Below are 21,547 nucleotides of genomic sequence, written 5' to 3'. Positions count from 1 at the left end.
CGAAATTCGGTCTGAACGCTGCATCGCACAATTGATCGCATAATTGATGGCTCCCGGACCACCTCAAATATCGGATGCGCGGGTGGTGGTCTGCTTGCGTCGTCGGCAAGGACTTGGGTGGTGATGGTGCGGATGCGTTCTGCGGGTTTGATTGCCGACAGGAGGCTCGGCGGAACCTATCAGTTCCGGGACTCGCTCTCGTCCGAAACACCCTTGGCTATCTGGCTCTTGTTCTGCTTGTCGGGAACATTGCCGTTCCCCTCCGCCCGGTCGCGATGGAGGGCAGCGCGGGCGAGAAGCATGAAGGTGATCGGCGTCGTCACGGTCACGAAGATGCCGATCAGGATCTCGTGGAATACGAGGCGTCCCGACGAAACCGTGAAGAAGATCATCGAAGCCAGCATGACGCCGCCGATCCCCCAGCTGGTGCCGAGCGTCGGCGCATGGATGCGCTCGTAGAAGGTCGGCAGGCGCAGGAAGCCGATGGCACCGATCAGCGCAAGACCCGAACCGATCAGCAGGAAAAACGCGACCGCAATCGCTGCCCAGACGGGCATGTCGGCAGCAGACTGCATCATTCGATCACCTCCCCGCGCATCAGGAATTTCGCGAGTGCCACGGTCGCCACGAAACCCAGCATCCCCATGACCAGCGCCGCCTCGAAATAGATCACGCGGCCCGTGCCGATGCCGAAGGTCACCAGCAGCAGCATGGCGTTGATGTAGAGCGTATCGAGGCCGATGATCCGGTCCTGTGCCCTTGGGCCCCGGAACATGCGCACCGAGGCGATCGCCATCGCCGCCGCCAGCATCAGCTGGGCGAGCGAGACGGCACTGAAGAGAATGATGGCGCTCATGCGAAAATCTCCATCAGCAGCTTCTCATATCTGTTCTTGATCGTGTCACGCCATTCCGCCTCGTTGTCCAGATCGAGGATATGCAGCAACACCGTCTTGTCGTTTGAATCATACTCCAGCCAGGCTGATCCCGGCGTGCTGGTCAGCACGACGGCCAGAACCGCGATTGCGGTATGGTTCTCGATATCCAGCTCGACGGTCAGGAAACCGGGATTGTGGCTGCGGCGGCCGGCCTTGAGGATGATCAGCGCAACCGCGATGTTCGATTTGACGATATCGTAGAGTACGATCCCGAACAGTTTCGGCAGCAGGTACCATTTGCCGAGCCGCGGCTTGTCCGGGCGCAGCGATGCCATCGCCCACGACGCGAACACGGCAACCAGGATGCCGAGCACCAGATGGCCGGGCGTGAAGCCGTTGAGCAGCAGCCACATCAGGACCAGCGACAATGTGAGCAGCGGATAGGGCAGCATCATTTGCCCCCTGCTTCGGTCGACGCAGCGCCGTCGTAGTCAGGGATAGGCGCCGCTTTGCGCACCGCATCGATATAGATCCGCGGATTGCTGAGGCTGCGGATCGTCGTATCCATATACTGCATCGCCGGTCCGGCCTGGACGGTGAGCGCAAGCGTCAGGAACAGGAGGAACATCACCGGCACGATCTCGATGACGAGGACGCGCGGCGCGGTACCTTCGAGCGAACTCCAGAAGGTGCGGATGCCGGCGCGCGTCATCGAAATCAGCGCCGCAATGCCGGAGAGGATGACGAGGAAGACCAGAACCCAGACTGTCGCCGTCGGCGGCACGCCGATCGCCCCCGTTCCCATCATCGCCGACAGCATCGCGAACTTGGCGATGAAGCCGGAGAGCGGCGGCAGGCCGGAGAGAAGGACGCCGCAGGCCGCAAAGCAGATGCCGAGGATCGCCATCGTGCCTGGCATGGTGACGCCGTCGCCCTCCTCCGGCTCGTCGTCATCCGCGTCGCCATAGGCTTCCATGGTGACGGCAAGGACGATCGCACCGGCATCCTGGCCGCGTTCGACCAGTTCGATGAGCATGAAGAAGGCGCTGATCGTCAGCGTCGAGCTGACGAGATAGAGCAGCGCGCCGGACGAGATCGCCCCGTCATTGATGCCGAGCACCATCAGCAGCGTGCCGGAAGAGACCAGGACCGAGAAACCTGCAAGCCGTCCTAGCGCCTGCGACGCCAGTACACCGACCGTGCCGAAGATCAGGGTCGCGATGCCGCCGTAGAGAAGCACATCGGCGCCGAAACCGGTGGATGGTCCTTCGCCGAAGAGCAGCATGGTCAGCCGCAGGATGATGTAGATGCCGAGCTTGCTCATGATCGCGAATATGCCGGCGACCGGGGCCGAGGCGGCGCTATAGGCGGTCGGCAGCCAGAAGCAGAGCGGCCACATGCCCGCCTTGATGAGGAAGGCGATGCCGAGCACGCCCGCTCCCGCTTCCATCAGCATCCGCCGGTCCGGCTCGATATCGGGAATGCGGGCTGCAAGATCGGCCATGTTGAGCGTGCCGGCGGTCCCGTAGATCAGACTGACGCCGATCAGGAACAGAAGTGCGGCGGCAAGGTTGACGGCGATATAATGCATGCCCGCCTTGACGCGAAGCGGGCCGGAACCGTGCAGCAGCAATCCATAGGATGCCGCCAGCATCACCTCGAAGAAGACGAAGAGGTTGAAAAGGTCGCCGGTCAGGAAGGCGCCGTTCAGCCCGACCAACAGCAGCTGGAACATGGTGTGGAAATGCGCGCCGACCGCATGCCAGCGGGCAAGCGAGAAGACCAGCGCCGCGACCGAGAGCAGCGCCGTTAGCAGCAGCATCAGCGCCGACAGCGCGTCGAGAACGAGCACGATGCCAAAAGGCGCCACCCAGTTTCCGAGCAGATAGACGCCGTCGAATTCGCTTGGACCGCTTTCGATCCGCAGAAGCGTGAGCGAGACGGCGACCAGGATCAGCGTCGAAGCAAGGCTGATCATCGCCTTGACGACGCGCTGGCGCTCGTCGAAGAACAGCAGCAGTGCGGCGGCGACCAACGGCACAAGGATCGGCGCGATAATGAGGTGATGGATCCAGCCACTCATTTCGGCTCGTTCCTCCCATCGACATGGTCGGTGCCGGTCAAGCCTCGGGAGGCGAGCAGCACGACGAGGAACAGCGCGGTCGTCGCAAACCCGATGACGATAGCCGTCAGCACCAGCGCCTGCGGTACCGGATCGGCGAACGTCGAAGTGGGAACGCCGTCGACGAGGATCGGCGGAACGTTGGTCTTCACGCCGCCGACGCCGAAGATGAAGAGGTTGACCGCATAGGAGAGAAGCGAGAGGCCGACGATGACCTGATAGGTGCGCGGACGCAGGATCAGCCAGACGCCGCAGCCCGTCATCACGCCGATTGCGGTGGCAAGAACGAGTTCCATCAGCCCTCCTCCGTCCGCGCTGCATCGATCGCCCGCAGGCGGTTGATGCGGATCGACTGGTGCGCCAGCGCCACGAGAATGAGCACCGTGGATCCGACCACCAGCGAGAACACGCCGAGATCAAAGAGCAGCGCCGTGGCGGCCGGCATCTTGCCGATCAGCGGCAGCTCGACATACTGGAAATGCGAGGTCAGGAACGGGTAACCGAAGAACCAGGCGCCGATGCCCGTCGAAACCGCGGCCAGTAGGCCCGCCCCCATCCAGCGCAGCGGCAGAATGCGCAGGCGATCTTCCGCCCAGCGCGTGCCGCCGGCCAGATATTGCAGCAGGAACGCGATCGACAGCGTCAGCCCGGCCGAAAAACCGCCGCCCGGCATATCGTGGCCGCGCATAAAGATATAGACGGCGAAGGTGATGATCACCGGGAACAGCCAGGTCATGATGACCGAGGGGACGAGCAGGTAGTCACGCACCGTATCGCCGGCCGAACGCTCGGGACGATCCTCGTCGAAACGGTTCTGGATGCGCTGCTGTTCCGGCAAGTCCATGCTGTCGTCAGCAGGCCGGAAACGGCGAAGCAGTGCGAAGACCGTCAGCGCCACGACGCCAAGCACCGCGATCTCCCCAAGCGTATCGAAGCCGCGGAAATCCACCAGGATGACGTTGACGACATTGCGCCCGCCGCCTTGCGAATAGGCGTTTTCGAGGAAGTAGTTGGCGATCGTATCCGGCACCGGCATGGTCATGACGGCATAGGCGATGAAGGTCATGCCGATGCCGCAGACGACGGCGAGCGCCAGGTCCCGGAAGCGGCGGAAACGGGCGCGCAGCGTGATCGACTCGGCCATCCCCTGCGTCCGTTTCGGCAGCCAGCGCAGGCCGAGAAGGATGAGGACGGTGGTGACGATTTCGACGAGGAGCTGGGTGATCGCAAGATCCGGCGCCGAAAGCCAGACGAAGGTGATGCAGACGATCAGGCCGACGCCGCCAAGCATGACGAGCGCCGCCAGCCGATGGTATTTGGCGAGATAGGCGGTGCCGAAGGCAAGGCATATGCCGAGCAGCCAGATCGCCGCAAAGGCCGGATCGATGCCGGAAAAGGCGATGTCGCGCGTTTCGAAACCGGAGAGATAAAGCGGCAGCAAACCGGCGAAGAAACCGGTCGCCACCACCCAGCGAAGCTGCGGCTGGAGATTGCGGGTGCCGAAGCGCCGTTCCAGCGTCCTCGCCCAGCGCCAGGACACCTCGACGAGAATACGCTCGAAGATGCGCTGGCCCTTGAGGTTGCGCAGGATCGGCGGGCCGTCTTCGCAGGTGGCGAGATATTTCCGGAGCGAGAGATAGAGCAGCGTGCCGCCGACCAGCGCAATCGCGCTCATGATCAGCGGCAGGTTGACGCCATGCCAGATGGACAGGCTGTATTCCGGCGTCTCGGGGCCGAGCACGCTGACGACGGCGGTGTGGAGAAAAGGCTCGATCGAAATTGCCGGGATGATGCCGACGATCAGGCAGGCGACGACAAGAAGGTCGATGGGAAAGCGCATCCAGCGCGGCGGCTCATGCGGCTTAGGTTTGGGCAGATCGACCGGCGGCGGGCCGAAGAAGACCGTGTGGATGAAACGTAGCGAATAGGCGACGCTGAAGGCGCTGGCGAGTGTCGCCACATAGGGCAGGATGCGGTCTAAAATGGAATCCGCGTGGGTTTCGACTGCCTCTGCGAAGAACATTTCCTTCGACAGGAAGCCGTTGAGCAGAGGAACACCGGCCATGGCGGCACTCGCCACCATGGCCAGCGTGCCTGTGATGGGCAGATACCGGAAAAGCCCGCTCAATCGTCGCATGTCGCGCGTACCGGTCTCGTGGTCGATGATGCCGGCGGCCATGAACAGCGATGCCTTGAACGTCGCGTGGTTGACCATGTGAAAGATCGCCGCGACCGTCGCGAGCGGACTTCCGAGGCTCAGAAGCGTGGTGATGAGGCCGAGATGGCTGATCGTCGAATAGGCGAGCAGGCCCTTCAGGTCCTGCTGGAACATGGCGAAATAGGCGCCGAGCACCAGCGTGATAATGCCGGCCAGGCCCACCAGGTAGAACCATTCATAGGTTCCGGACAAAGCCGGCCAGAACCGCACCAGCAGGAAAACGCCGGCCTTCACCATGGTCGCCGAATGCAGGAACGCGGAGACTGGGGTCGGCGCCGACATGGCATTGGGCAGCCAGAAATGGAATGGAAACTGAGCGCTCTTGGTCAATGCGCCGAGCAGGATGAAGACCAGTGCCGGCACGTAGAGGGAATGGCCGCGGATGACTTCGCCGGCCGCCAGGATCTTGTCGAGGTCGTAGCTGCCGACGATGTTGCCGAGCAGCAGCAGCCCGATCAGCAGGCAGAAACCGCCGATCCCGGTGATCGTCAGGGCCATGCGGGCGCCGTCACGGGCGGCGGCATTGTTGTGCCAGTAGCTGATCAGCAGGAAGGAAAAGATGCTGGTCAGTTCCCAGAAGACCGACAGGAGAATGACATTGCCGGAAATGACGATGCCGAGCATCGCGCCCATGAAGGCGAGCAGGAAGGAGAAGAAGCGCGGAACCGGATCATCTTCCGACATGTAATAACGGGCGTAAACGACGACCAGGAAGCCGATGCCGGCGATCAGCATGGAGAAGAGCCAGGCGAAACCATCCATGCGGAGGGTGAAGTCGAGGCCAAGCTGCGGCAGCCAAGTACCCTCGAAGCGAAGTACGCCGCCATTGGTGACGCTCGGATAGAAGGACGCGACGATCAGCAGGGACAGGAGGGCAGTGGCGCCGGCGACCCAGGACGGCAGCACGCGCGAGCGCGTTCGCAGCAGAAATACGGAGACCAGGCTTCCGAGGAAAGGCAGGACCAGAAGGGCAAGAAGAAGATATGGTCCTGACGTTATCCCAATGCTCCGGCCTTCCTATGTGCTGCGCATCCGCCAAGCGCCTGCTGCGAAAATGCCTGCGAATGCTCCATCTAGCAATCGAATCCAAATTGCCATATATGATATATATTGACCAATATGGGCAGTTTGGTGAGATGGGTCAAGCCGCAAAGAACGCAATTTTGACGCCGGCCTTGTGTCGCGCCGCCCGTGGGTTTCTGGATTGGACGCAAACGGATCTCGCCGACCGGTCGGGGGTGTCGCGCAGCACCATCCGCGATTACGAAGGCAGCCGGCACGACCTCCACCGGGCGACGGAGGCGCAGCTGCGCCTCGCCTTCGAGCAAGGTGGCGTCGCCTTCGTCCACATGGAAGGCGGCCATTTCGGCGTCTGTCCGAGAGCCGTCCAGATACCGCAGTAGGTCGAGCGGAGCGCGGCCCTGACCCGGCATCACCAGTTGACGACCGAACCGCTCCCGGCGCCGTTTAAACCCTCGGCATGCCTTCGGGCCGAAGCGCCCTCTTCAGCGCCGCGATGCGGAAGATGGCGTTCGGGGCGCCGTAACCGCGATAACCGCGCCGTTCGACGATCTCGAAGAAAAAACCCTCGCCATAGGTCATGCTGTAGAGCTGGAAATATTCGCCGTGCTCGTCGCGGTCGTAGAGGATGTTCTCTTCCTTCAGCCGCTCCGAAAGCTCGGCATCGAGGCCGAAGCGGGCTTCGACGTCGCCATAGTAGTTGAGTGAGATGGCAAGCGGCTTGAAACCGTTCTTGCGCAGCGCCTCAGCCGTCGCAAAGATGTCGTCGGTCTGGAAGGCCAGATGCTGGACGCCGGATCCGAATTTTTCGGCGATGAAATGACCCGCCAGCGTGCGACGGTTCTCGGCGCCATTCAAGGTGACGCGGAGCGTGCCGGAGGCGTTTTCGACTACCTGGCTGCGTATCACGCCGGCCGGATCGATGATGTCGACCATCGGCGTCTTCTGCGTCTCGAAGATCGAGGTGTAGAAGAGCAGCCAGGTCAGCATTTCCTCGTAGGCGACCGTCTGGGCGATATGATCGACATGCCTGAGATGCGCCGGCGCCACCTCGGCTTCACCCTCTTCGCCGACGGGCAGGAAGTCGATCTCGGAAAAGCGGCCGAGATTGCTCTTGTCGTCGATCAGGTAGACAAGCCCGCCGCCGACGCCGCGGATCGCCGGTATCTCCACTTCGCCCTCCGCCACCTGCTGCCGGAACGGTTCTGCCCCCAGCGCCACCGCCCTTTCGAACGCCTGCCCGGCATCCTCGACGACAAGAGCCATCGCATAGGCCGAGGTGCCGTGGACGGCAAACGAGGCGTTGGCAAATCCCTTTTCGTCGGTATTGACGAGGAGACGGATATCTCCCTGGCTGTAAAGGCTGACCTTCTTCGACTTGTGCATCGCCGTGTTGCGGAAACCGAGCGTCCGGAGAATGGCGGCCAGATCGGCCGCATCCTTTTCGTCGGAGGAAAACTCTACGAAACCGACGCCCTTGACCGAAGCGCGGTCCGGCATGTCGCGAACCGTCAGGCCCGATGCGTTCGGGCTGCGCCGCACTTGGTCGCCGAGATAGATCAGCGAACGGTGGCCGTCATCGGCAATCGCCCGGCTGGATCCGCCGCGGAACTGGTCGTTGAAAATCTCCAGCGAGAAATACCCGTCGTAGCCGGTTTCGGCGATCGCGGTGGTAAAGGCGGTCACCGGCAGATCGCCCTCGCCCGGCATGTTGCGGAAATGCCGCGACCAGTAGAGCAGGTCCATGTCGATCAGCGGCGCATCGGCAAGCTGGACGATGAAGATCTTGTCCTTCGGGATGGAGCGGATCGAATTGATGTCTATTCTGCGCGACAGGGTGTGAAAGCTGTCGAGGATGAGGCCGATATTCGGATGGTCAGCGCGCCGCACGATCTCCCAGGCATCGCGGTGGTCGTTGATATGCCGGCCCCAGGCAAGCGCCTCGTAGCCTACCCTCAACCCACGCCTGGCGGCCCGTTCGCCGAGCTCGTGAAAATCGGCCGCCGCCCGGTCGATGCCGCCGAGCGAGACCGGCGAGACGTTGGAGCAAACGAGGACGAGGTCGGTGCCGAGTTCCTGCATCACGTCGAACTTGCGCTCCGCACGATCGAAGGTGCGGCTCCGATGCGAGGCAGGCATGCCCTCGAAATCGCGGAACGGCTGGAACAGCGTGATCTCCAGGCCGTGATCGCGCACTATCCTGCCAACATCGGCGGGGCTGCCGTCGAAGGCGAGGAAATCGTTCTCGAAGATCTCCACTCCATCGAAACCGGCCTTGGCAATCGCTTCCAGCTTCTCGGGCAGCTCTCCGCTGATCGAAACCGTGGCTATCGACGTTTTCATGCGCTCCCTCCCGTTTCCTCGGAATGTGACCGAAGAGGCTCCTCAGATGCACCGGCGAGCGACCTCCCGCTTCGAGCCGGCATCAGCGAGACTATTTTGTACTAAATAGTTCGTAACATCAAATGGGAAGTTTGGGGTGTACCGATAGCCCGAAATCGGGAATCGGATTGGGCGCTGCCGAGGCAGCGAGAGTCTGGCCACGGGACCGCGTTCAGAGCTTCAATTTTGCGGCCCAGGCCGATACGGTTTCAGCCATCGTCGCGAGATGGTCGGTGGCGGAAAATCCGGAAATCGTCTTGCGCGGCTTCAGGTCATGATCGCCGTCCTCCAGCCAGAGGATCTCGATGGCCTTCGAGAGTTCGTAGCCAGATACTTCTTCGCGGTTGCCGAATTCATCGCGGGTTCCCTGGCAGATCAGCGCCGGCGCCTTGAGACTTTTGAGATGCTGGGTGCGAAGCTGCTCCGGTTTTCCCGGAGGATGGAACGGATAACCGAGGCACAACAGGCCGGCGATCCTGCCCTCATCGTAAAGCTCGTCGGCAATCATGCTCGCCACCCGTCCGCCCATCGACTTGCCACCGATGATCAGCGGTCCCTTCGCACCGAGTTCGGCGATCGCCGCCCTGTATTCGGGATTGAGCGTCTCTGCCCGTGGAGGCGGCTTGCGATCGCCGGAGGTACGCCGGGCAGCCATGTAGCCGAATTCGAAACGCGCGACACGAAAACCCGTGGCCGACAGGGCTTTCGCCGCAGCCGTCATCGATGCCGAATCCATCGGCGCGCCGGCGCCGTGCGCAAGCAGGATCGTGAGACGCGCGTCTTGCGGTCCCTCGATCAGAAATCGCCCTGACATCTTGCTCCCTCAATTCCGGTTCACTTTTCCCGCGCGCCTGTCGGAATAGACCGCCGGCGCACGTCCTTTATGTGGGCGAGCCCGTGTCCGCCCGCAATTTGGCGACTATATCAGCGGGGGCAAGGCCAAGTCTCCTGCCCTACCATTACAGACGGAGGAATGTCATGGATATGCAGAGCCTCACACCAGCAATCGAACTTGCAAGAAAGAATGGCGTGCACTTTCCCAACGAAAGCGCCGCATACAGGGAGGCGCGGGATGCGCTTCTCGCCGAGGAAATCGAGCTCCGTCGCCATATCGAGCGCGTTGCCGAGCAGAGACGCCATCTGCCGCCGGGCGGACATGTGCCGAAGAACTATACGTTCGAGGGCGTGAACGGCAGGATTTCGTTCGAAGAGCTGTTTGCGGACAAGGAAACGCTGGTCATCTACAGCTATATGTTCGGTCCGCAGCGCGAGCGGCCCTGCCCGATGTGCACGTCGCTGCTTTCCTCCTGGGACGGCGAGGTTCCCGACATCCAGCAGCGCGTCGCGTTCGCCGTCGTCGCACGTTCGCCGCTGCAGCGGCTCACCGATTTCAAACGGGAGCGCGGCTGGCACCATCTGCCGCTCTATTCGGATACGAGCGGCGAGTTCAGCCGGGATTACCACGCGATCGGCAAGGACGGCAGCGACGACGCGGCCTTCAACGTGTTCACCCGCCGGGATGGAACCATACGGCATTTCTGGAGCGGCGAGATGGGCGGTGCCACTGCCGACCCCGGCCAGGACCCGCGCGGCGCACCCGATCTGATGCCAATCTGGACGATCCTCGACTCTACCCCGGAAGGCCGCGCGCCGCACTGGTATCCCAAGCTGTCCTATTAGGACTGAAGTCCTACGCGCCGATCAAGGCGGAACGAAAGATGATGCCGCCACGTTCTCCGGCCACTTCAACCGATAAGGAAGTGACCATGAAAAAGCTCATCATTCTCTCCGCCGCGATCGGCCTCCTCGCGACCGGCGCAATGGCCCAGCAGAGCACGGTCAACGGCGCCGTGGGCGGTGCGGTTACCGGTGCAATCGTCGGTGGTCCGGTTGGCGCTGCCGTCGGTGGCGTAGTCGGCGCGGTCGCCGGCACGGCGATCGACCCGCCGCCGGAACGCGTCGTCACCTACGTGCGCCAGCAACCGATACAGCAGTCCGTCGTGGTGCAGGAGCGCGTCGTCGTCGGCCAGCCGATCCCGCAACAGGTCGTCCTCACCCCGATCCCGGAAGCGCCGACCTATGCCTATGCCGTCGTCAACCAGCAGCGCGTCATCGTCGATCCGCGCACCCACACCGTGGTTCAGGTCGTCGAGTAATCGCTTCCGCATTGCTGACCGAAAGCCGTCGTATCGAGAGGTACGGCGGCTTGTTTTTTAGATCATGGCCTGCCCGATCAAAAATTTTTTGAATCCGGCGGAACCAAATGCCGGCTGCATCGTTTTTTAAGGTTGGTATCCAGGGAGGACACGAAAGATGCCGCAGGCAAGTTGGCAAAAACCGGTGCGCGTCGCCTTCGGGCAACTCGGTACTGAGGTCATCAACGGACCGTTTGAGGCGCTTGCGCTTTTGACGGACCGGTGGCCGGACATGCGCGGACCACACTTTGTCAAGGCGCGCAGCGTCTGCCGGGCAGCGCTCGATGGGCGCAGGTCACCGGAAGAAGCGCGCCAGCAATTTGAGGAAGCAGTCAGCGAAGCGCAACTGCATCTTAACTGAACGATGGCCGGCGATCGCCGGCCTTCATGGTTCAGAGACCGATGATATCGCCTAAAAGCCGGAGGGTGGAGCCGGAAAGGGCGATCGGCGCGAACAGCACGGAGAAACACAAGCACGGCCCGCGCTTACCCGCGATCGGCCGATGGTCTAGTGTTTCGTCCGCGACGGAGACATCACCCTCACCGAAATTGCCGCGATGGTCGTGAAACTCGCCCTCAAGCACCAATGTCAATTCAAGCCCGTGATGGCCGTGCTGCGGGAGTGCCCTTCCCGGCCGTACCCATAAAAAACTCGTCTCGACTTCCTTCGATTTTTCGATGACGTGATGCCGCAGACCCGGCAATTTCGTTTTCCATCTGATATCGGCGAGATCGGCGCCGACATAAGCCCGTAGCGGTGCGGGGAGCTTCGATTTTCCGAAGATCCTGGGCCGATGCTCCGGCGGCGGCGCAGACGCGAAGATTTCGGCCAACCGTCGCTTGGCGTCGGACAATGCCAGGGGTGGAGTGATATTCAGGGCATCGCCTGCATACTCCTCCATGACACCGGCCAGTTTCGCAGACGGCGAGTGCATTTCCAGATGCGAACCGACGAGAACATGAGCCGGCTCAGGAAGAGAGCCAGACACGTAATGCGCGATCAGAAGATCCAGCCGTTCGAGGTTCTGCAGCATGTCCAAATGCCAGTTTCATGCAGGAAATCGGGTCAAAGCGCCCTCACTTCATCGCGCAGCGCGGATCCGTATCTGCTTCAACTCTACGTCTATACGTCTGGAGAGAAATTTGGATTACTACTTCCAATATAATCGCGCCGTTTTTTTTAACGGCCCGTCGATACATTAGAGGGTGGCGCTCGAAGCGCTCTTTTAGCCGCCGTCGCAACCATAGATCCAGCCACGAAAAGACGGATTTTACGGGGGCAAACCCTTTCCGGAAACAGAATTTCTTGCCTCCGGGTCCTTGTCCGCCGAAAAGACCCTGTTTACATGTGCGATGAACAAGAAGGCACCCCCGATGACCTCCCATTCCTCCGTCCTTGACGTGATCGGCAACACGCCCCTCATCCGGCTGAACGGCGCTTCCCAAGCGACCGGCTGCGAAATCCTCGGCAAGGCGGAGTTCCTGAACCCCGGCCAATCGGTCAAGGATAGGGCAGCGCTCTACATCATCCGCGACGCTGAAAAGAAGGGGCTCCTGCGCCCCGGCGGCGTCATCGTCGAAGGCACGGCCGGCAATACCGGCATCGGCCTGACCCTGGTCGCCAAGGCACTCGGCTATCGCACCGTCATCGTCATTCCGGAAACTCAGAGCCAGGAAAAGAAGGACGCGCTGAAACTGCTCGGTGCGGAACTGGTCGAGGTTCCCGCCGTCCCTTACAAGAACCCGAACAACTATGTGAAAATCTCCGGACGGCTTGCTGAAGAATTGGCGAAGTCCGAGCCCGCCGGTGCGATCTGGGCCAACCAGTTCGACAACGTCGCCAACCGGGAAGCCCATATCCACACCACGGCGCCCGAAATCTTCGAGCAGACCGGCGGCAAGGTAGACGGCTTTATCTGCGCGGTCGGCTCGGGCGGCACGCTTGCCGGCGTCGCCCTTGGCCTCAAGGCCCGCAACCCGGCAATCAAGATCGGCATCGCCGATCCGGAAGGTGCTGCCCTCTACGAATTCTATGCCCATGGCGAGTTCAAGTCGGAAGGCAACTCGATCACCGAGGGCATCGGCCAGGGCCGCATCACTGCCAATCTCGAAGGTTTCAAGCCGGATTTCGCCTACCAGATCCCGGATGCGGAAGCGCTGCCTTATATCTTCGACCTGGTCGAGCACGAAGGCCTCTGCCTCGGCGGTTCGACCGGCATCAACATTGCCGGCGCCGTTCGCCTCGCCAGGGATCTCGGCCCCGGCCACACGATCGTGACGGTGCTTTGCGACTACGGCAACCGCTATCAGTCCAAGCTTTTCAACCCGGATTTCCTGAAGTCGAAGGGCCTGCCCGTGCCTGCCTGGCTGACGCAGAAGCGGCAGATCGACATTCCCTTCCAGACGGTCTGATACCTTGAAGAACGAGTGATTTATGCCCGCTGAAGCTCTCTACCGCGACGATTTTTATCTATCGACAGCAGAAGCGGTGGTGACGGCCATCCACGAGGACGGCGGCATCGAGCTCGATCGTACCTGTTTTTATGCAACGTCGGGCGGCCAGCCGGGCGATACCGGCTTTCTGGAACGGGCCGACGGCACCAAAATCCAGCTTGGCCAGACAAGGCACGGCGCCTCCAAGGATATCGTCATCCATGTGCCGCTCGAAGGCGAAGCCCAGCCCCTGGTCGGCGAAAACCTGGTCATGCATATCGACTGGCAGCGCCGCTACAAGCTGATGCGCATGCACACCGCCTGCCATCTTCTTTCCGTCGTCTGCCAGTATCCGATCACCGGGGCCGCCGTCGGCGAAGAGGAGTCGCGCGTCGATTTCGACATGACCGACACGATCGACCGGCAGGAGGTAACCGCCAGGCTGATGGAGCTGGTCGGCCAGAACCATCCCGTCTACGTGCAGTGGATCACAGACGAGGAGCTTGCCGCCAATCCGGGTATCGTCAAGTCGAAGAATGTCCGCCCGCCGATGGGCCTCGGGCGGGTCAGCCTCGTCTGCATAGGCGAAAATTCCAGCGTTGACAGCCAGCCCTGCGGTGGAACACATGTCTCCGAAACGCAGGAGGTCGGGGCGATTCATATCGCCAAGATCGAGAAGAAGGGCAAGGAAAACCGCCGGTTCCGCATCCGGTTCGGCGAGCCCGGCGCAGAGGCCTGATATCAGGCCCAAAGGAGATTTGACATGAGTGAAACCAGCCGTTTCGTCGTTTCGTCCGAGTGGCTTCACAACGAGCTCGGCAGCCCCGACCTCAAGATCCTTGATGCCTCCTTCTATCTTCCCGCGCAGAACCGCGACGCGGATGCCGAATACGCGGCCGGACATATTCCGGGCGCCATCCGCTTCGACCACGACAAGGTCGCCGACCACTCGACCAACTTGCCGCATATGGTGCCGGCGCCGGACGTGTTTGCCGAGGCGGTCGGCCGTATGGGCATCCGCGAGAACGACCGGATCGTCATCTATGACGGTCCCGGCATCTTCTCCTCGCCGCGCGGCTGGTGGCTGTTCCGGATCATGGGCGCAAGACAGGTATTCGTGCTCGACGGCGGCATCGATGGCTGGAAGGCGGAAGGCCGGCCGCTCGAAACGACCGTCCCTTCGCCCGAACCCGTCATCTTCACCCCGAATTTCAGGGTGGACAAGGTGATCGACTTCCAGACCATGCTGTCGATCGTCAGCGATGGCACCCGCCAGATCGCCGATGCGCGGCCTGCCGGCCGTTTTGCCGGCACCGATCCAGAGCCGCGCGCCGGCATGCGTTCCGGTCATATGCCGGGTGCGGCCAGCCTTCCGTCCGGCACGTTCTCGGTCAACGGCAAGCTGCGTTCGCTGCCCGAACTGCAAAAGGCGATCGAGGATGCTGGCATCGATTTCGGCCGGCCGGTGGTGACGAGCTGCGGCTCCGGCATCACCGCCGCGATCATCACGCTGGCGCTCGAATCCCTCGGCCATGAGGACAACTCGCTTTACGACGGCTCGTGGACCGAATGGGGCAGCCGCCAGGATACGCCGGTCGTTACCGGCCCGCCCTCGCCGAAAGCGGCGTGATCGCCATGGCGAAGAAGCCAGCTCCGCTGAAAGCCCATGTCACCAGCCTGGAAATGACCGCACCGCCGAAGACCAGCTTGGCGGTGCCGGTCAATATCCAGACGGCGATCATCCGTGCCCCCGAAATCCCGCTTCACTACTATCGCTATCTCTATCGGCAGGTGGGAAAACGCTGGCACTGGTACAAGCGCCTTCGCATGGGTGACGACGAACTTGCGGCCGCCGTCCACAATCCGCGGACCTCCGTGACGGTGCTCTACGTCAACGGCGCGCCGGCCGGCTTTTTCGAACTGTTCAAGGAAAGCGACGACGTCATCGAACTCTCCTACTTCGGCCTGTTCGAACGGGCGATCGGGCTCGGCATCGGCAAGTGGTTCCTGCTCCAGGCGCTTTATGCCGCCTGGCAAGACAATCCGCAGAAGGTGACCGTCACCACCAACACACTCGACCATCCGCGCGCCCTGCAGCTCTACCAGATGATGGGTTTTTCGCCGGTTTCGACCTACGAAGCGCTGGTCCCGCCGATGACGGATGCCGAGCTCCTGAGAGCGCTCGACGGCTGATGTTCAAATTTTCACCCAAGGCGGTGGTGATCGCTTTGGTGGTGATGATGCTGACGCATTCATATTCTTGACCGGAGGCAAGTATCGGGTGGCGAGAGGCATTCGACAGGCGCATCTCTTGTGCAACACGCACAGGAGAGCCCGATGACCATTTCCTTCAAAGCCATGCCCGCCGCTGATGCCGAACATCTCTGGAACGGCGGCGCCGACGCCTACGGACGCCAGCCCGAAACGATGACCTCCGACGGCCCCGGTTATCCCTGCCGCCATTGCCTCAAGAATATCGATGCCGGCGAGGAATTGCTGGTTCTCGCCTACCGCCCCTTCCCCGAACTGCAGCCTTATGCGGAAACCGGGCCGATCTTCCTGCACAAGCAGTCCTGCCGGCGTTACGCGGCAGAAGAGGTCCTGCCGCCCATGCTGGCGAGCACCGATTATATCGTCCGCGGCTATGGACGGGACGACCGCATCGTCTATGGCAGCGGCGCCGTGACGCCGACCGAGAGGATCACCGCGCGTGCCGAGGAACTGCTGGCCCGCGACGACATCGCCTATGTGCATGTCCGCTCGGCCCGCAACAATTGCTACCAGTGCCGGATCGACAAGGTCGAGGTGCGGGCGTTCGCGGACGCGGCTCTCGCAATCTGAAACGCGAAAGCGCGCCGTTCCATCGAAGCGGCGCGCCATCATGTTCGTTCTGAAGCCCGCTTAGGCTTCAATTCTGGGTATTGTCGCCCTGCTCGTCGTCGCGTTCAAGGTTTTCGGCGAAATCGAGCAGCAGCCTGACGATCTCGCCGCCCTTCTTTTCGTCACCCTCAAGCTTGCGGGCAATCACCTCGCGAAGGTTGAGCATGGCTGAATCGACGCTGCGCGGCAATGACGGACCGCTGTCGCGGCCGCGCTCGTGGCGTTCCTGCCGCTGCTTGATGCGCTCGGCGAGCTGCGACAGCCGATCGAGGATCGTCGCGGCAAAGCTGCGGTTCTCGTCGAGATATTTGCGGCCTTCATCGGTGATCGCGTAGCGCTTCTTGTTGCCGTCCGCCTCGGCGACGACGTAACCCGCCTCTTCGAGATAGGTCAGCGTCGGGTAAATGACGCCGGGGCTCGGCGCATAAAAGCCGTAGGTGAGATCCTCGATATGCTTGATGATCTCATAGCCGTGGCGCGGCTCCTTCTCGATCAGCGCCAAGACGACGAGGCGCAGGTCGCCCTGCATCAGGAAGCGGCCGATACGGCCATCGCCGTCATCGCCGAAACCGCGGCCGCCACCAGGACCACCCCGGCCGCCGCGTCCAAATCCCCCGCCAAACGGGCCGCCGCGCGCAGCGAACATTTCCTCGAAACCCTTGCGCTCGCCGCGTTCACCGCAGCCATGTCTTCCATCGAACCTGTGTTTGAACATTTCTTGTCTCCTCAGACCGTCTTTCGATATATCTAAAGATAGCCACTCAGGAGATTTCGTCAACAACTAAGATATATCTAAATCATATCGTATTGATCTTGAACATAGAAAAACGCCGGACGCGAAGCGCCCGGCGTCTCTCCAGCCCCTAACTGATGGCTCAGCCGCCCTCAGCTCTTCCGGTTACGCGACGCTGAGCAGGCTTTCCGGCGCGAACGCCTCATAGCCGAGCGCTTCCGCGACCGGCTTGTTGGTGACGCGGCCTCTGTGAACATTGAGACCGTTGCGCAGGTGCCGGTCTTCGGCGATTGCCCGCAGACCGCGATCGGCCAGCGCCAGCCCGTGCTGCAGCGTCGCATTGTTCAGCGCATGCGCCGAGGTCACAGGCACGGCACCCGGCATGTTGGCTACGCAATAATGGACGATGCCGTCAACCTCGTAGGTCGGCTCGGAATGAGTCGTCGCATGGGAGGTCTCGAAGCAGCCGCCCTGGTCGATCGCGACGTCGACCATGACTGCGCCCTGCTTCATGCCCGAGAGCATTTCGCGGCTGACCAGTTTTGGCGCGGCAGCGCCCGGAATGAGGACGGCACCGATGATCAGGTCCGCGGAGAAGACCTCCTCTTCCACCGCGTCGATCGTCGAATAACGGGTGTGGACGCGGCCGTTGAAGATATCGTCGAGCTGGCGAAGCCGCGGCAGCGACCGGTCGATGATCGAGACGTCGGCGCCGAGGCCCGCAGCCATCCGGGCCGCATGCAGCCCGACGACACCGCCGCCGATGACGGCGACCTTGGCCGGCAGCACGCCGGGCACACCGCCGAGCAGGATGCCACGGCCGCCATGGGCCTTCTGCAGTGCGGTGGCGCCCGCCTGGATTGCCAGACGTCCGGCGACTTCCGACATCGGCGCCAAAAGCGGCAGCCCGCCGCGGTCGTCGGTAACGGTCTCATAGGCGATGGCGGTGACGCCGGACGCGAGCAGACCCTTGGTCTGTTCCGGATCGGGCGCAAGATGAAGGTAGGTATAGAGAAGCTGGCCGTCGCGGAGCTGCGCCCATTCGGAGGGCTGCGGTTCCTTGACCTTGACGACCATGTCGGACTTTTCGAAGATTTCCTTTGCCGAACCGACGATCCTGGCCCCGGCTGCCACATAGGCGCCGTCATCCGCGCCGATGCCGGCGCCGGCCTTCGTTTCGATCAGCACCTCGTGCCCGTGGGCCACATATTCACGTACCGCGCCGGGCGTCAGCCCCACGCGGTATTCATGGTTTTTGATTTCCTTCGGGCATCCGACACGCATGCAGCGTTCCTCTCAAGTTGTGGCTTTCGCCGATTGATGTTCCCGCCGGAAACCTAACCAGAGAATCGTGCGAATGTCCTTGCGAAGACGAATTGCGAAACCTCGTATTTTCGCAGATAATTGCGTTGAACGGGATTATTTCGAAGGATCCACCAATGAGCGCCATGGATGCCATTGATCTTGCGATCATGCGAACCCTGCAGCAGGACGGCCGCATCTCCAATGCCGAGCTTGCCGAGCGGGTCGGGCTGTCCCCGTCCGCCTGTTCGCGGCGGCTCGACATCCTCGAGAAAAGCGGCACGATCAGCGGTTATCACGCCCGCCTTTCCAACAAGGCGCTCGACTACAAGATGATGGTGATCGTCCACATCTCGCTGTCCGGCCAATTCGCCAAGACGCTCACCGAATTCGAGGCGGCGGTGAAACTCTGCCCCAACGTTCTGGTCTGTTACCTGATGTCCGGCGAATACGACTACATCCTGCGGGTCGCCGCCAAGGATCTGGAGGATTACGAGCGCATTCATCGAGACTGGCTGTCGGCGCTGCCGCATGTGGTGAAGATCAATTCGAGCTTTGCGCTGCGCGAAATCATCGACCGGCCGAATGTAGGTCTATGATTGGGATCACTCGACTTTTACGGATCGTCCTAAAGGGATTTCAAGGCGGGACGTGTATCTTCCGTGCTTAAAGAACAACGAGGGAAGAGACCATGATCAACGGACGAATGAAGACCCGCAGCGCGGAGCGCAAGAAGACCCGTATCCTGGGTACCGTCAAATATTTCAACCAGGCCGTAGAAGGGCGTGTTACCGATCTCTCGGCAACCGGCATGGCGCTTGATCTCGGAGGTCGCGTTTTTCATGCCGCGGATGGCAGTCAGGTCCGGGTCGAAAGCCAGGAATTCGGCATCCTGGAAGGCACTGTCAAGTGGCGCCGCAGCGGCCGGCTCGGCGTGCAGTTCAGCATCAACAGCAATGCGGTGGCGCAGGTCTCGTCCTATTTCCGCTTCTTCCATAAGGATGCGCCGGCCTCCCGCTGAATCGGTCGGTGCATCCCCGCCGCCATCCAATTTTCAACACATTCACGATCCCTCGAATCACCACGCATAAACAGCGACAATGTAAAGGCCACGGATGCCGGAAATATCCAGCCGAAATGAGAATTTACCAAATATTTACTACTTGCCGTTGAGTTGATAAATGATAAAGTCCTAATTTATCCGGAGCATTAAAACCAAAGCCCGCCCTCGTTGAGAGTAGGCGGCTGTTCAAGTGTCCCAGTTTTTTCCCGCCTGCATTGAGCGCCTAGTCACAGCGCGCAGGCAAAACCAAGGATGCTTCGATGGTTGCTGTTCCTTTTGCCTCGCCCTCCACGACATCGCGGGTTGCACGTATGCGGGCTACCCTCGTTACATGGCTGGCAGCTGGTCTCCTGGCGCTGGGTGGCCTTCTGGCGGTGTCGAACGGCTTCTTCCTTGCTACCTATACTTTGAGTGCGGCGACGATCCTTCTGGCGCTTGCTGCGGCCGCCTTCGCAGCGTCCATCTGGGCCAAACGAAGGATACGGCGCGATATCGATGCCAAACTCGGCCGGCTCGAAAGATTCATGCAGACATTCGGACAGACGCAGGGCACCTTGCGCGGTCTCGACGGCAGGATCGTGCTCTGGGGGATCGGCGCAGAACGGCTTTACGGCTATTGCGAAGAAGAAGCCCTGGGGAAAAATGGGTTCGACCTTCTCCACACCCGTTTCCCCATCCCGTTCGAGGAAATCAATGCGATCCTCGCGCGCGACGGCGAATGGCAGGGCGAACTCACGCGTCGCCACAAGGATGGCAGAGAGATCTACATTATCGGCAAATGGTCGCTGATCCGCGGCGAAGCCGGGGAGCCGGAAATTGCGATTGAAGTCAGCAGCGACATCACCTCCATCAAGCTCGCCCAAAGGCAGCTCCATCAGACCAACGCCCTGCTCCGCGCCATCCTGGAGACCGCGCCGGGGCTGATCTACGCCAAGGACCTGCAGGGCCGCATCATCCTGGCGAATGTCTCGACGCTCGACCTGATCGGCAAGCCTTGGCCCGAAGTCGAAGGCCGCACGGACCTGGAGTTTCTGGACAGCAAAGGCCAGGCCGAAGCGGTGATGGTCAACGACCGTCGGATCATGGATCAGGCGAGGACCGAAGAATTCGAAGAGGTCATCAGCCGCGAGGGCCGCCACCCACGGGTCTGGTCGTCGACCAAAGCTCCGTTGCGCGATGCCGATGGCAAAGTCATCGGCCTGGTCGGCGTCTCTGTCGAAATCACCGAGAGGAAACGGATCGAGGAGCGGCTGCAACTCATGGTCAACGAGTTGAACCACCGGGTCAAAAACACGCTTGCGACCGTCCAGGCTATCGCCTCCCAGACCCTGCGGGGCGGCGACCCAATCGTGCGCCAGAATCTGGAGCGGCGCCTCATGGCGCTGGCGGCCGCACATGACGTGCTCACCCGCGAAAAATGGGAGGGAGCTGATATCGACGATGTGGTCACCGGTGCGCTGGCACCGTTTGGCGAGGGCGGCGACCATCGCTTCGCGGTCTCTGGTCCATCGCTGCGATTGCTGCCGCGGGCGGCGCTCGCGCTTGCCATGGGTCTGCACGAACTGACGACCAATGCCCTGAAATACGGCGCGCTCTCGACGCTTAACGGTCAGGTCGCGATAAACTGGCAGATTGTCGAGGGTGCCAAACCTCTGCTGCGATTGACATGGATCGAAAGCGGCGGACCGCCTGTCGCCGTGCCGTCGAGACGAGGGTTCGGCGTCAGGCTGATCGAGCGCAGCCTTGCCCAGGATCTCGGCGGCAAGGCATCGGTGATATTCGATCAGCCTGCCGGGATCGTCGGGATGATCGAGGCGCCGCTCTGCGACGTCGTCGTCTCGGCCGAGGTGACGCCCTTCCTGCAAGCGGGTGCCCTGCAAGCGGGTGCAAGGTGAACGATGCCCAGATCTTTGTCGGAATTCGCGTCCTCATCATCGAGGACGAGGCACTTGTTTCGATGATGCTCGAAGAGTTCCTGGAGCAGATCGGCTGCAGGATGATGGGGACGGCCTCGCGACTCGACGATGCGATCATCAAGGCTCGGTCGCTTCCACTGGACATGGCCCTGCTGGACGTAAACCTCGCCGGCGAAGCCAGCTTTCCAGTTGCCGAGATCCTTACCGCGCGGGACATCCCCTTCATTTTCGTGACCGGATATGGACCGCTCGGCCTGCCTGCCGACATGCGCCATATTCCCGTCCTTCCCAAACCCTTTCAGATGGCCCAGCTGGTCGACGCGATGCGGATGGCGGCCTATTGACGCATCGGGTTCGCACCTCTTCCTGATCGCCTTCAGGACAGAGCCCGCGATCGTCACACCAT

24 protein-coding genes are annotated in these 21,547 nt (G+C 61.7%); 13 read left to right on the top strand and 11 right to left on the bottom strand.

The genetic code is table 11. The features are described 5' to 3' along the window. Positions 1–179 precede the first annotated feature (179 nt). Genes mnhG through ACZ9IU_RS09290 form a run of 6 tightly spaced genes read right to left on the bottom strand, consistent with a single transcriptional unit; the run spans position 180 to position 6,216 of the window. Entirely contained in the window at positions 180–578 is a 399-nt protein-coding gene (mnhG, locus tag ACZ9IU_RS09315; protein ID WP_065814771.1) for a monovalent cation/H(+) antiporter subunit G, read from the bottom strand. Then, a complete protein-coding gene (locus ACZ9IU_RS09310; protein WP_037084596.1) occupies positions 575–856 on the bottom strand; it encodes a K+/H+ antiporter subunit F in 282 nt (93 codons plus the stop codon). Before ACZ9IU_RS09310 ends, mnhG begins: the two co-directional genes overlap by 4 nt. After that, positions 853–1,329 (bottom strand): Na+/H+ antiporter subunit E, encoded by a 477-nt coding sequence (locus tag ACZ9IU_RS09305; protein ID WP_038549083.1) that lies wholly within the window; start codon positions 1,327–1,329, stop codon positions 853–855. Before ACZ9IU_RS09305 ends, ACZ9IU_RS09310 begins: the two co-directional genes overlap by 4 nt. Next, entirely contained in the window at positions 1,329–2,960 is a 1,632-nt protein-coding gene (locus ACZ9IU_RS09300; RefSeq protein WP_038542323.1) for a monovalent cation/H+ antiporter subunit D, read from the bottom strand. The genes ACZ9IU_RS09305 and ACZ9IU_RS09300 overlap by 1 nt, the downstream gene beginning before the upstream one ends. After that, positions 2,957–3,295, bottom strand: coding sequence for a Na+/H+ antiporter subunit C (locus ACZ9IU_RS09295; protein ID WP_038542321.1), 339 nt, complete (start codon positions 3,293–3,295; stop codon positions 2,957–2,959). Before ACZ9IU_RS09295 ends, ACZ9IU_RS09300 begins: the two co-directional genes overlap by 4 nt. Then, positions 3,295–6,216 (bottom strand): monovalent cation/H+ antiporter subunit A, encoded by a 2,922-nt coding sequence (locus tag ACZ9IU_RS09290; RefSeq protein ID WP_038542318.1) that lies wholly within the window; start codon positions 6,214–6,216, stop codon positions 3,295–3,297. Before ACZ9IU_RS09290 ends, ACZ9IU_RS09295 begins: the two co-directional genes overlap by 1 nt. A 92-nt stretch (positions 6,217–6,308) precedes the next feature. Here ACZ9IU_RS09290 and ACZ9IU_RS09285 point away from each other — a divergent pair, with 92 nt between their 5' ends. Beyond that, complete coding sequence (locus ACZ9IU_RS09285) at positions 6,309–6,620, top strand: helix-turn-helix domain-containing protein (RefSeq protein WP_038549081.1); 312 nt, start codon at positions 6,309–6,311, stop codon at positions 6,618–6,620. A gap of 64 nt (positions 6,621–6,684) precedes the next feature. Here the strand turns inward: ACZ9IU_RS09285 and ACZ9IU_RS09280 are convergent, their stop codons facing one another. Both ACZ9IU_RS09280 and ACZ9IU_RS09275 read right to left on the bottom strand, forming a co-directional pair. Further along, a complete protein-coding gene (locus ACZ9IU_RS09280) occupies positions 6,685–8,580 on the bottom strand; it encodes a bifunctional sugar phosphate isomerase/epimerase/4-hydroxyphenylpyruvate dioxygenase family protein (protein ID WP_038542316.1) in 1,896 nt (631 codons plus the stop codon). A gap of 211 nt (positions 8,581–8,791) precedes the next feature. Next, positions 8,792–9,433 carry an alpha/beta hydrolase family protein gene (locus ACZ9IU_RS09275; protein ID WP_038542314.1) on the bottom strand — a complete coding sequence of 214 codons (642 nt, stop codon included), beginning with the start codon at positions 9,431–9,433 and terminating at the stop codon, positions 8,792–8,794. A gap of 164 nt (positions 9,434–9,597) precedes the next feature. Here ACZ9IU_RS09275 and ACZ9IU_RS09270 point away from each other — a divergent pair, with 164 nt between their 5' ends. The 3 genes from ACZ9IU_RS09270 (at position 9,598) to ACZ9IU_RS09260 (ending at position 11,175) form a co-directional block, all read left to right on the top strand. Next, positions 9,598–10,299: a DUF899 family protein gene (locus tag ACZ9IU_RS09270; RefSeq protein WP_038542313.1), complete on the top strand. Its 702-nt coding sequence runs from the start codon at positions 9,598–9,600 to the stop codon at positions 10,297–10,299. Between the two features lie 86 nt (positions 10,300–10,385). Further along, complete coding sequence (locus ACZ9IU_RS09265; RefSeq protein WP_051900072.1) at positions 10,386–10,775, top strand: DUF1236 domain-containing protein; 390 nt, start codon at positions 10,386–10,388, stop codon at positions 10,773–10,775. A 157-nt stretch (positions 10,776–10,932) separates the two neighbouring features. Beyond that, positions 10,933–11,175 carry a DUF982 domain-containing protein gene (locus ACZ9IU_RS09260; RefSeq protein ID WP_007772754.1) on the top strand — a complete coding sequence of 81 codons (243 nt, stop codon included), beginning with the start codon at positions 10,933–10,935 and terminating at the stop codon, positions 11,173–11,175. A gap of 31 nt (positions 11,176–11,206) precedes the next feature. Here the strand turns inward: ACZ9IU_RS09260 and ACZ9IU_RS09255 are convergent, their stop codons facing one another. Next, positions 11,207–11,848 (bottom strand): ChrR family anti-sigma-E factor, encoded by a 642-nt coding sequence (locus ACZ9IU_RS09255; protein WP_038549077.1) that lies wholly within the window; start codon positions 11,846–11,848, stop codon positions 11,207–11,209. Positions 11,849–12,188: 340 nt separating this feature from the next. Between ACZ9IU_RS09255 and ACZ9IU_RS09250 the strand changes: the two genes are divergently transcribed. The 5 genes from ACZ9IU_RS09250 (at position 12,189) to ACZ9IU_RS09230 (ending at position 16,088) form a co-directional block, all read left to right on the top strand. Then, positions 12,189–13,226, top strand: coding sequence for a cysteine synthase A (locus tag ACZ9IU_RS09250; protein ID WP_038549075.1), 1,038 nt, complete (start codon positions 12,189–12,191; stop codon positions 13,224–13,226). Between the two features lie 22 nt (positions 13,227–13,248). Next, positions 13,249–13,986, top strand: coding sequence for an alanyl-tRNA editing protein (locus ACZ9IU_RS09245; RefSeq protein ID WP_038542311.1), 738 nt, complete (start codon positions 13,249–13,251; stop codon positions 13,984–13,986). Between the two features lie 24 nt (positions 13,987–14,010). Then, the gene (gene sseA / locus ACZ9IU_RS09240; RefSeq protein WP_038542309.1) at positions 14,011–14,877 is read left to right on the top strand and encodes a 3-mercaptopyruvate sulfurtransferase; all 867 of its coding nucleotides are present in this window, start codon (positions 14,011–14,013) and stop codon (positions 14,875–14,877) included. A 5-nt stretch (positions 14,878–14,882) separates the two neighbouring features. Further along, the gene (locus ACZ9IU_RS09235; protein WP_038549073.1) at positions 14,883–15,440 is read left to right on the top strand and encodes a GNAT family N-acetyltransferase; all 558 of its coding nucleotides are present in this window, start codon (positions 14,883–14,885) and stop codon (positions 15,438–15,440) included. Between the two features lie 144 nt (positions 15,441–15,584). Further along, entirely contained in the window at positions 15,585–16,088 is a 504-nt protein-coding gene (locus ACZ9IU_RS09230; RefSeq protein WP_038542307.1) for a DUF1203 domain-containing protein, read from the top strand. Between the two features lie 67 nt (positions 16,089–16,155). On the opposite strand, the gene ACZ9IU_RS09225 is transcribed toward ACZ9IU_RS09230, so the two are convergent. Together ACZ9IU_RS09225 and ald are read right to left on the bottom strand one after the other, a co-directional pair. Then, complete coding sequence (locus ACZ9IU_RS09225; RefSeq protein WP_038542305.1) at positions 16,156–16,842, bottom strand: PadR family transcriptional regulator; 687 nt, start codon at positions 16,840–16,842, stop codon at positions 16,156–16,158. A gap of 183 nt (positions 16,843–17,025) precedes the next feature. Beyond that, the gene (ald, locus tag ACZ9IU_RS09220) at positions 17,026–18,144 is read right to left on the bottom strand and encodes an alanine dehydrogenase (RefSeq protein ID WP_038542302.1); all 1,119 of its coding nucleotides are present in this window, start codon (positions 18,142–18,144) and stop codon (positions 17,026–17,028) included. A 155-nt stretch (positions 18,145–18,299) separates the two neighbouring features. On the opposite strand from ald, the gene ACZ9IU_RS09215 reads away from it, so the two are divergent. The 4 genes from ACZ9IU_RS09215 (at position 18,300) to ACZ9IU_RS09200 (ending at position 21,485) form a co-directional block, all read left to right on the top strand. Beyond that, positions 18,300–18,761, top strand: a complete 462-nt coding sequence (locus ACZ9IU_RS09215) for an Lrp/AsnC family transcriptional regulator (RefSeq protein ID WP_038542299.1) — start codon at positions 18,300–18,302, stop codon at positions 18,759–18,761. A gap of 92 nt (positions 18,762–18,853) precedes the next feature. Next, positions 18,854–19,183, top strand: coding sequence for a PilZ domain-containing protein (locus ACZ9IU_RS09210; RefSeq protein WP_038542296.1), 330 nt, complete (start codon positions 18,854–18,856; stop codon positions 19,181–19,183). A 353-nt stretch (positions 19,184–19,536) separates the two neighbouring features. Further along, complete coding sequence (locus ACZ9IU_RS09205) at positions 19,537–21,120, top strand: sensor histidine kinase (RefSeq protein ID WP_162182332.1); 1,584 nt, start codon at positions 19,537–19,539, stop codon at positions 21,118–21,120. Beyond that, complete coding sequence (locus ACZ9IU_RS09200) at positions 21,117–21,485, top strand: response regulator (protein WP_038542293.1); 369 nt, start codon at positions 21,117–21,119, stop codon at positions 21,483–21,485. The genes ACZ9IU_RS09205 and ACZ9IU_RS09200 overlap by 4 nt, the downstream gene beginning before the upstream one ends. Positions 21,486–21,547 lie beyond the last annotated feature (62 nt).

The sequence above is a fragment of the Mesorhizobium sp. USDA 4132 genome (assembly GCF_056279545.1).
The sequence above is the reverse complement of the archived record's forward strand: the minus strand, read 5'-3'. Positions and strand labels throughout refer to the sequence as shown.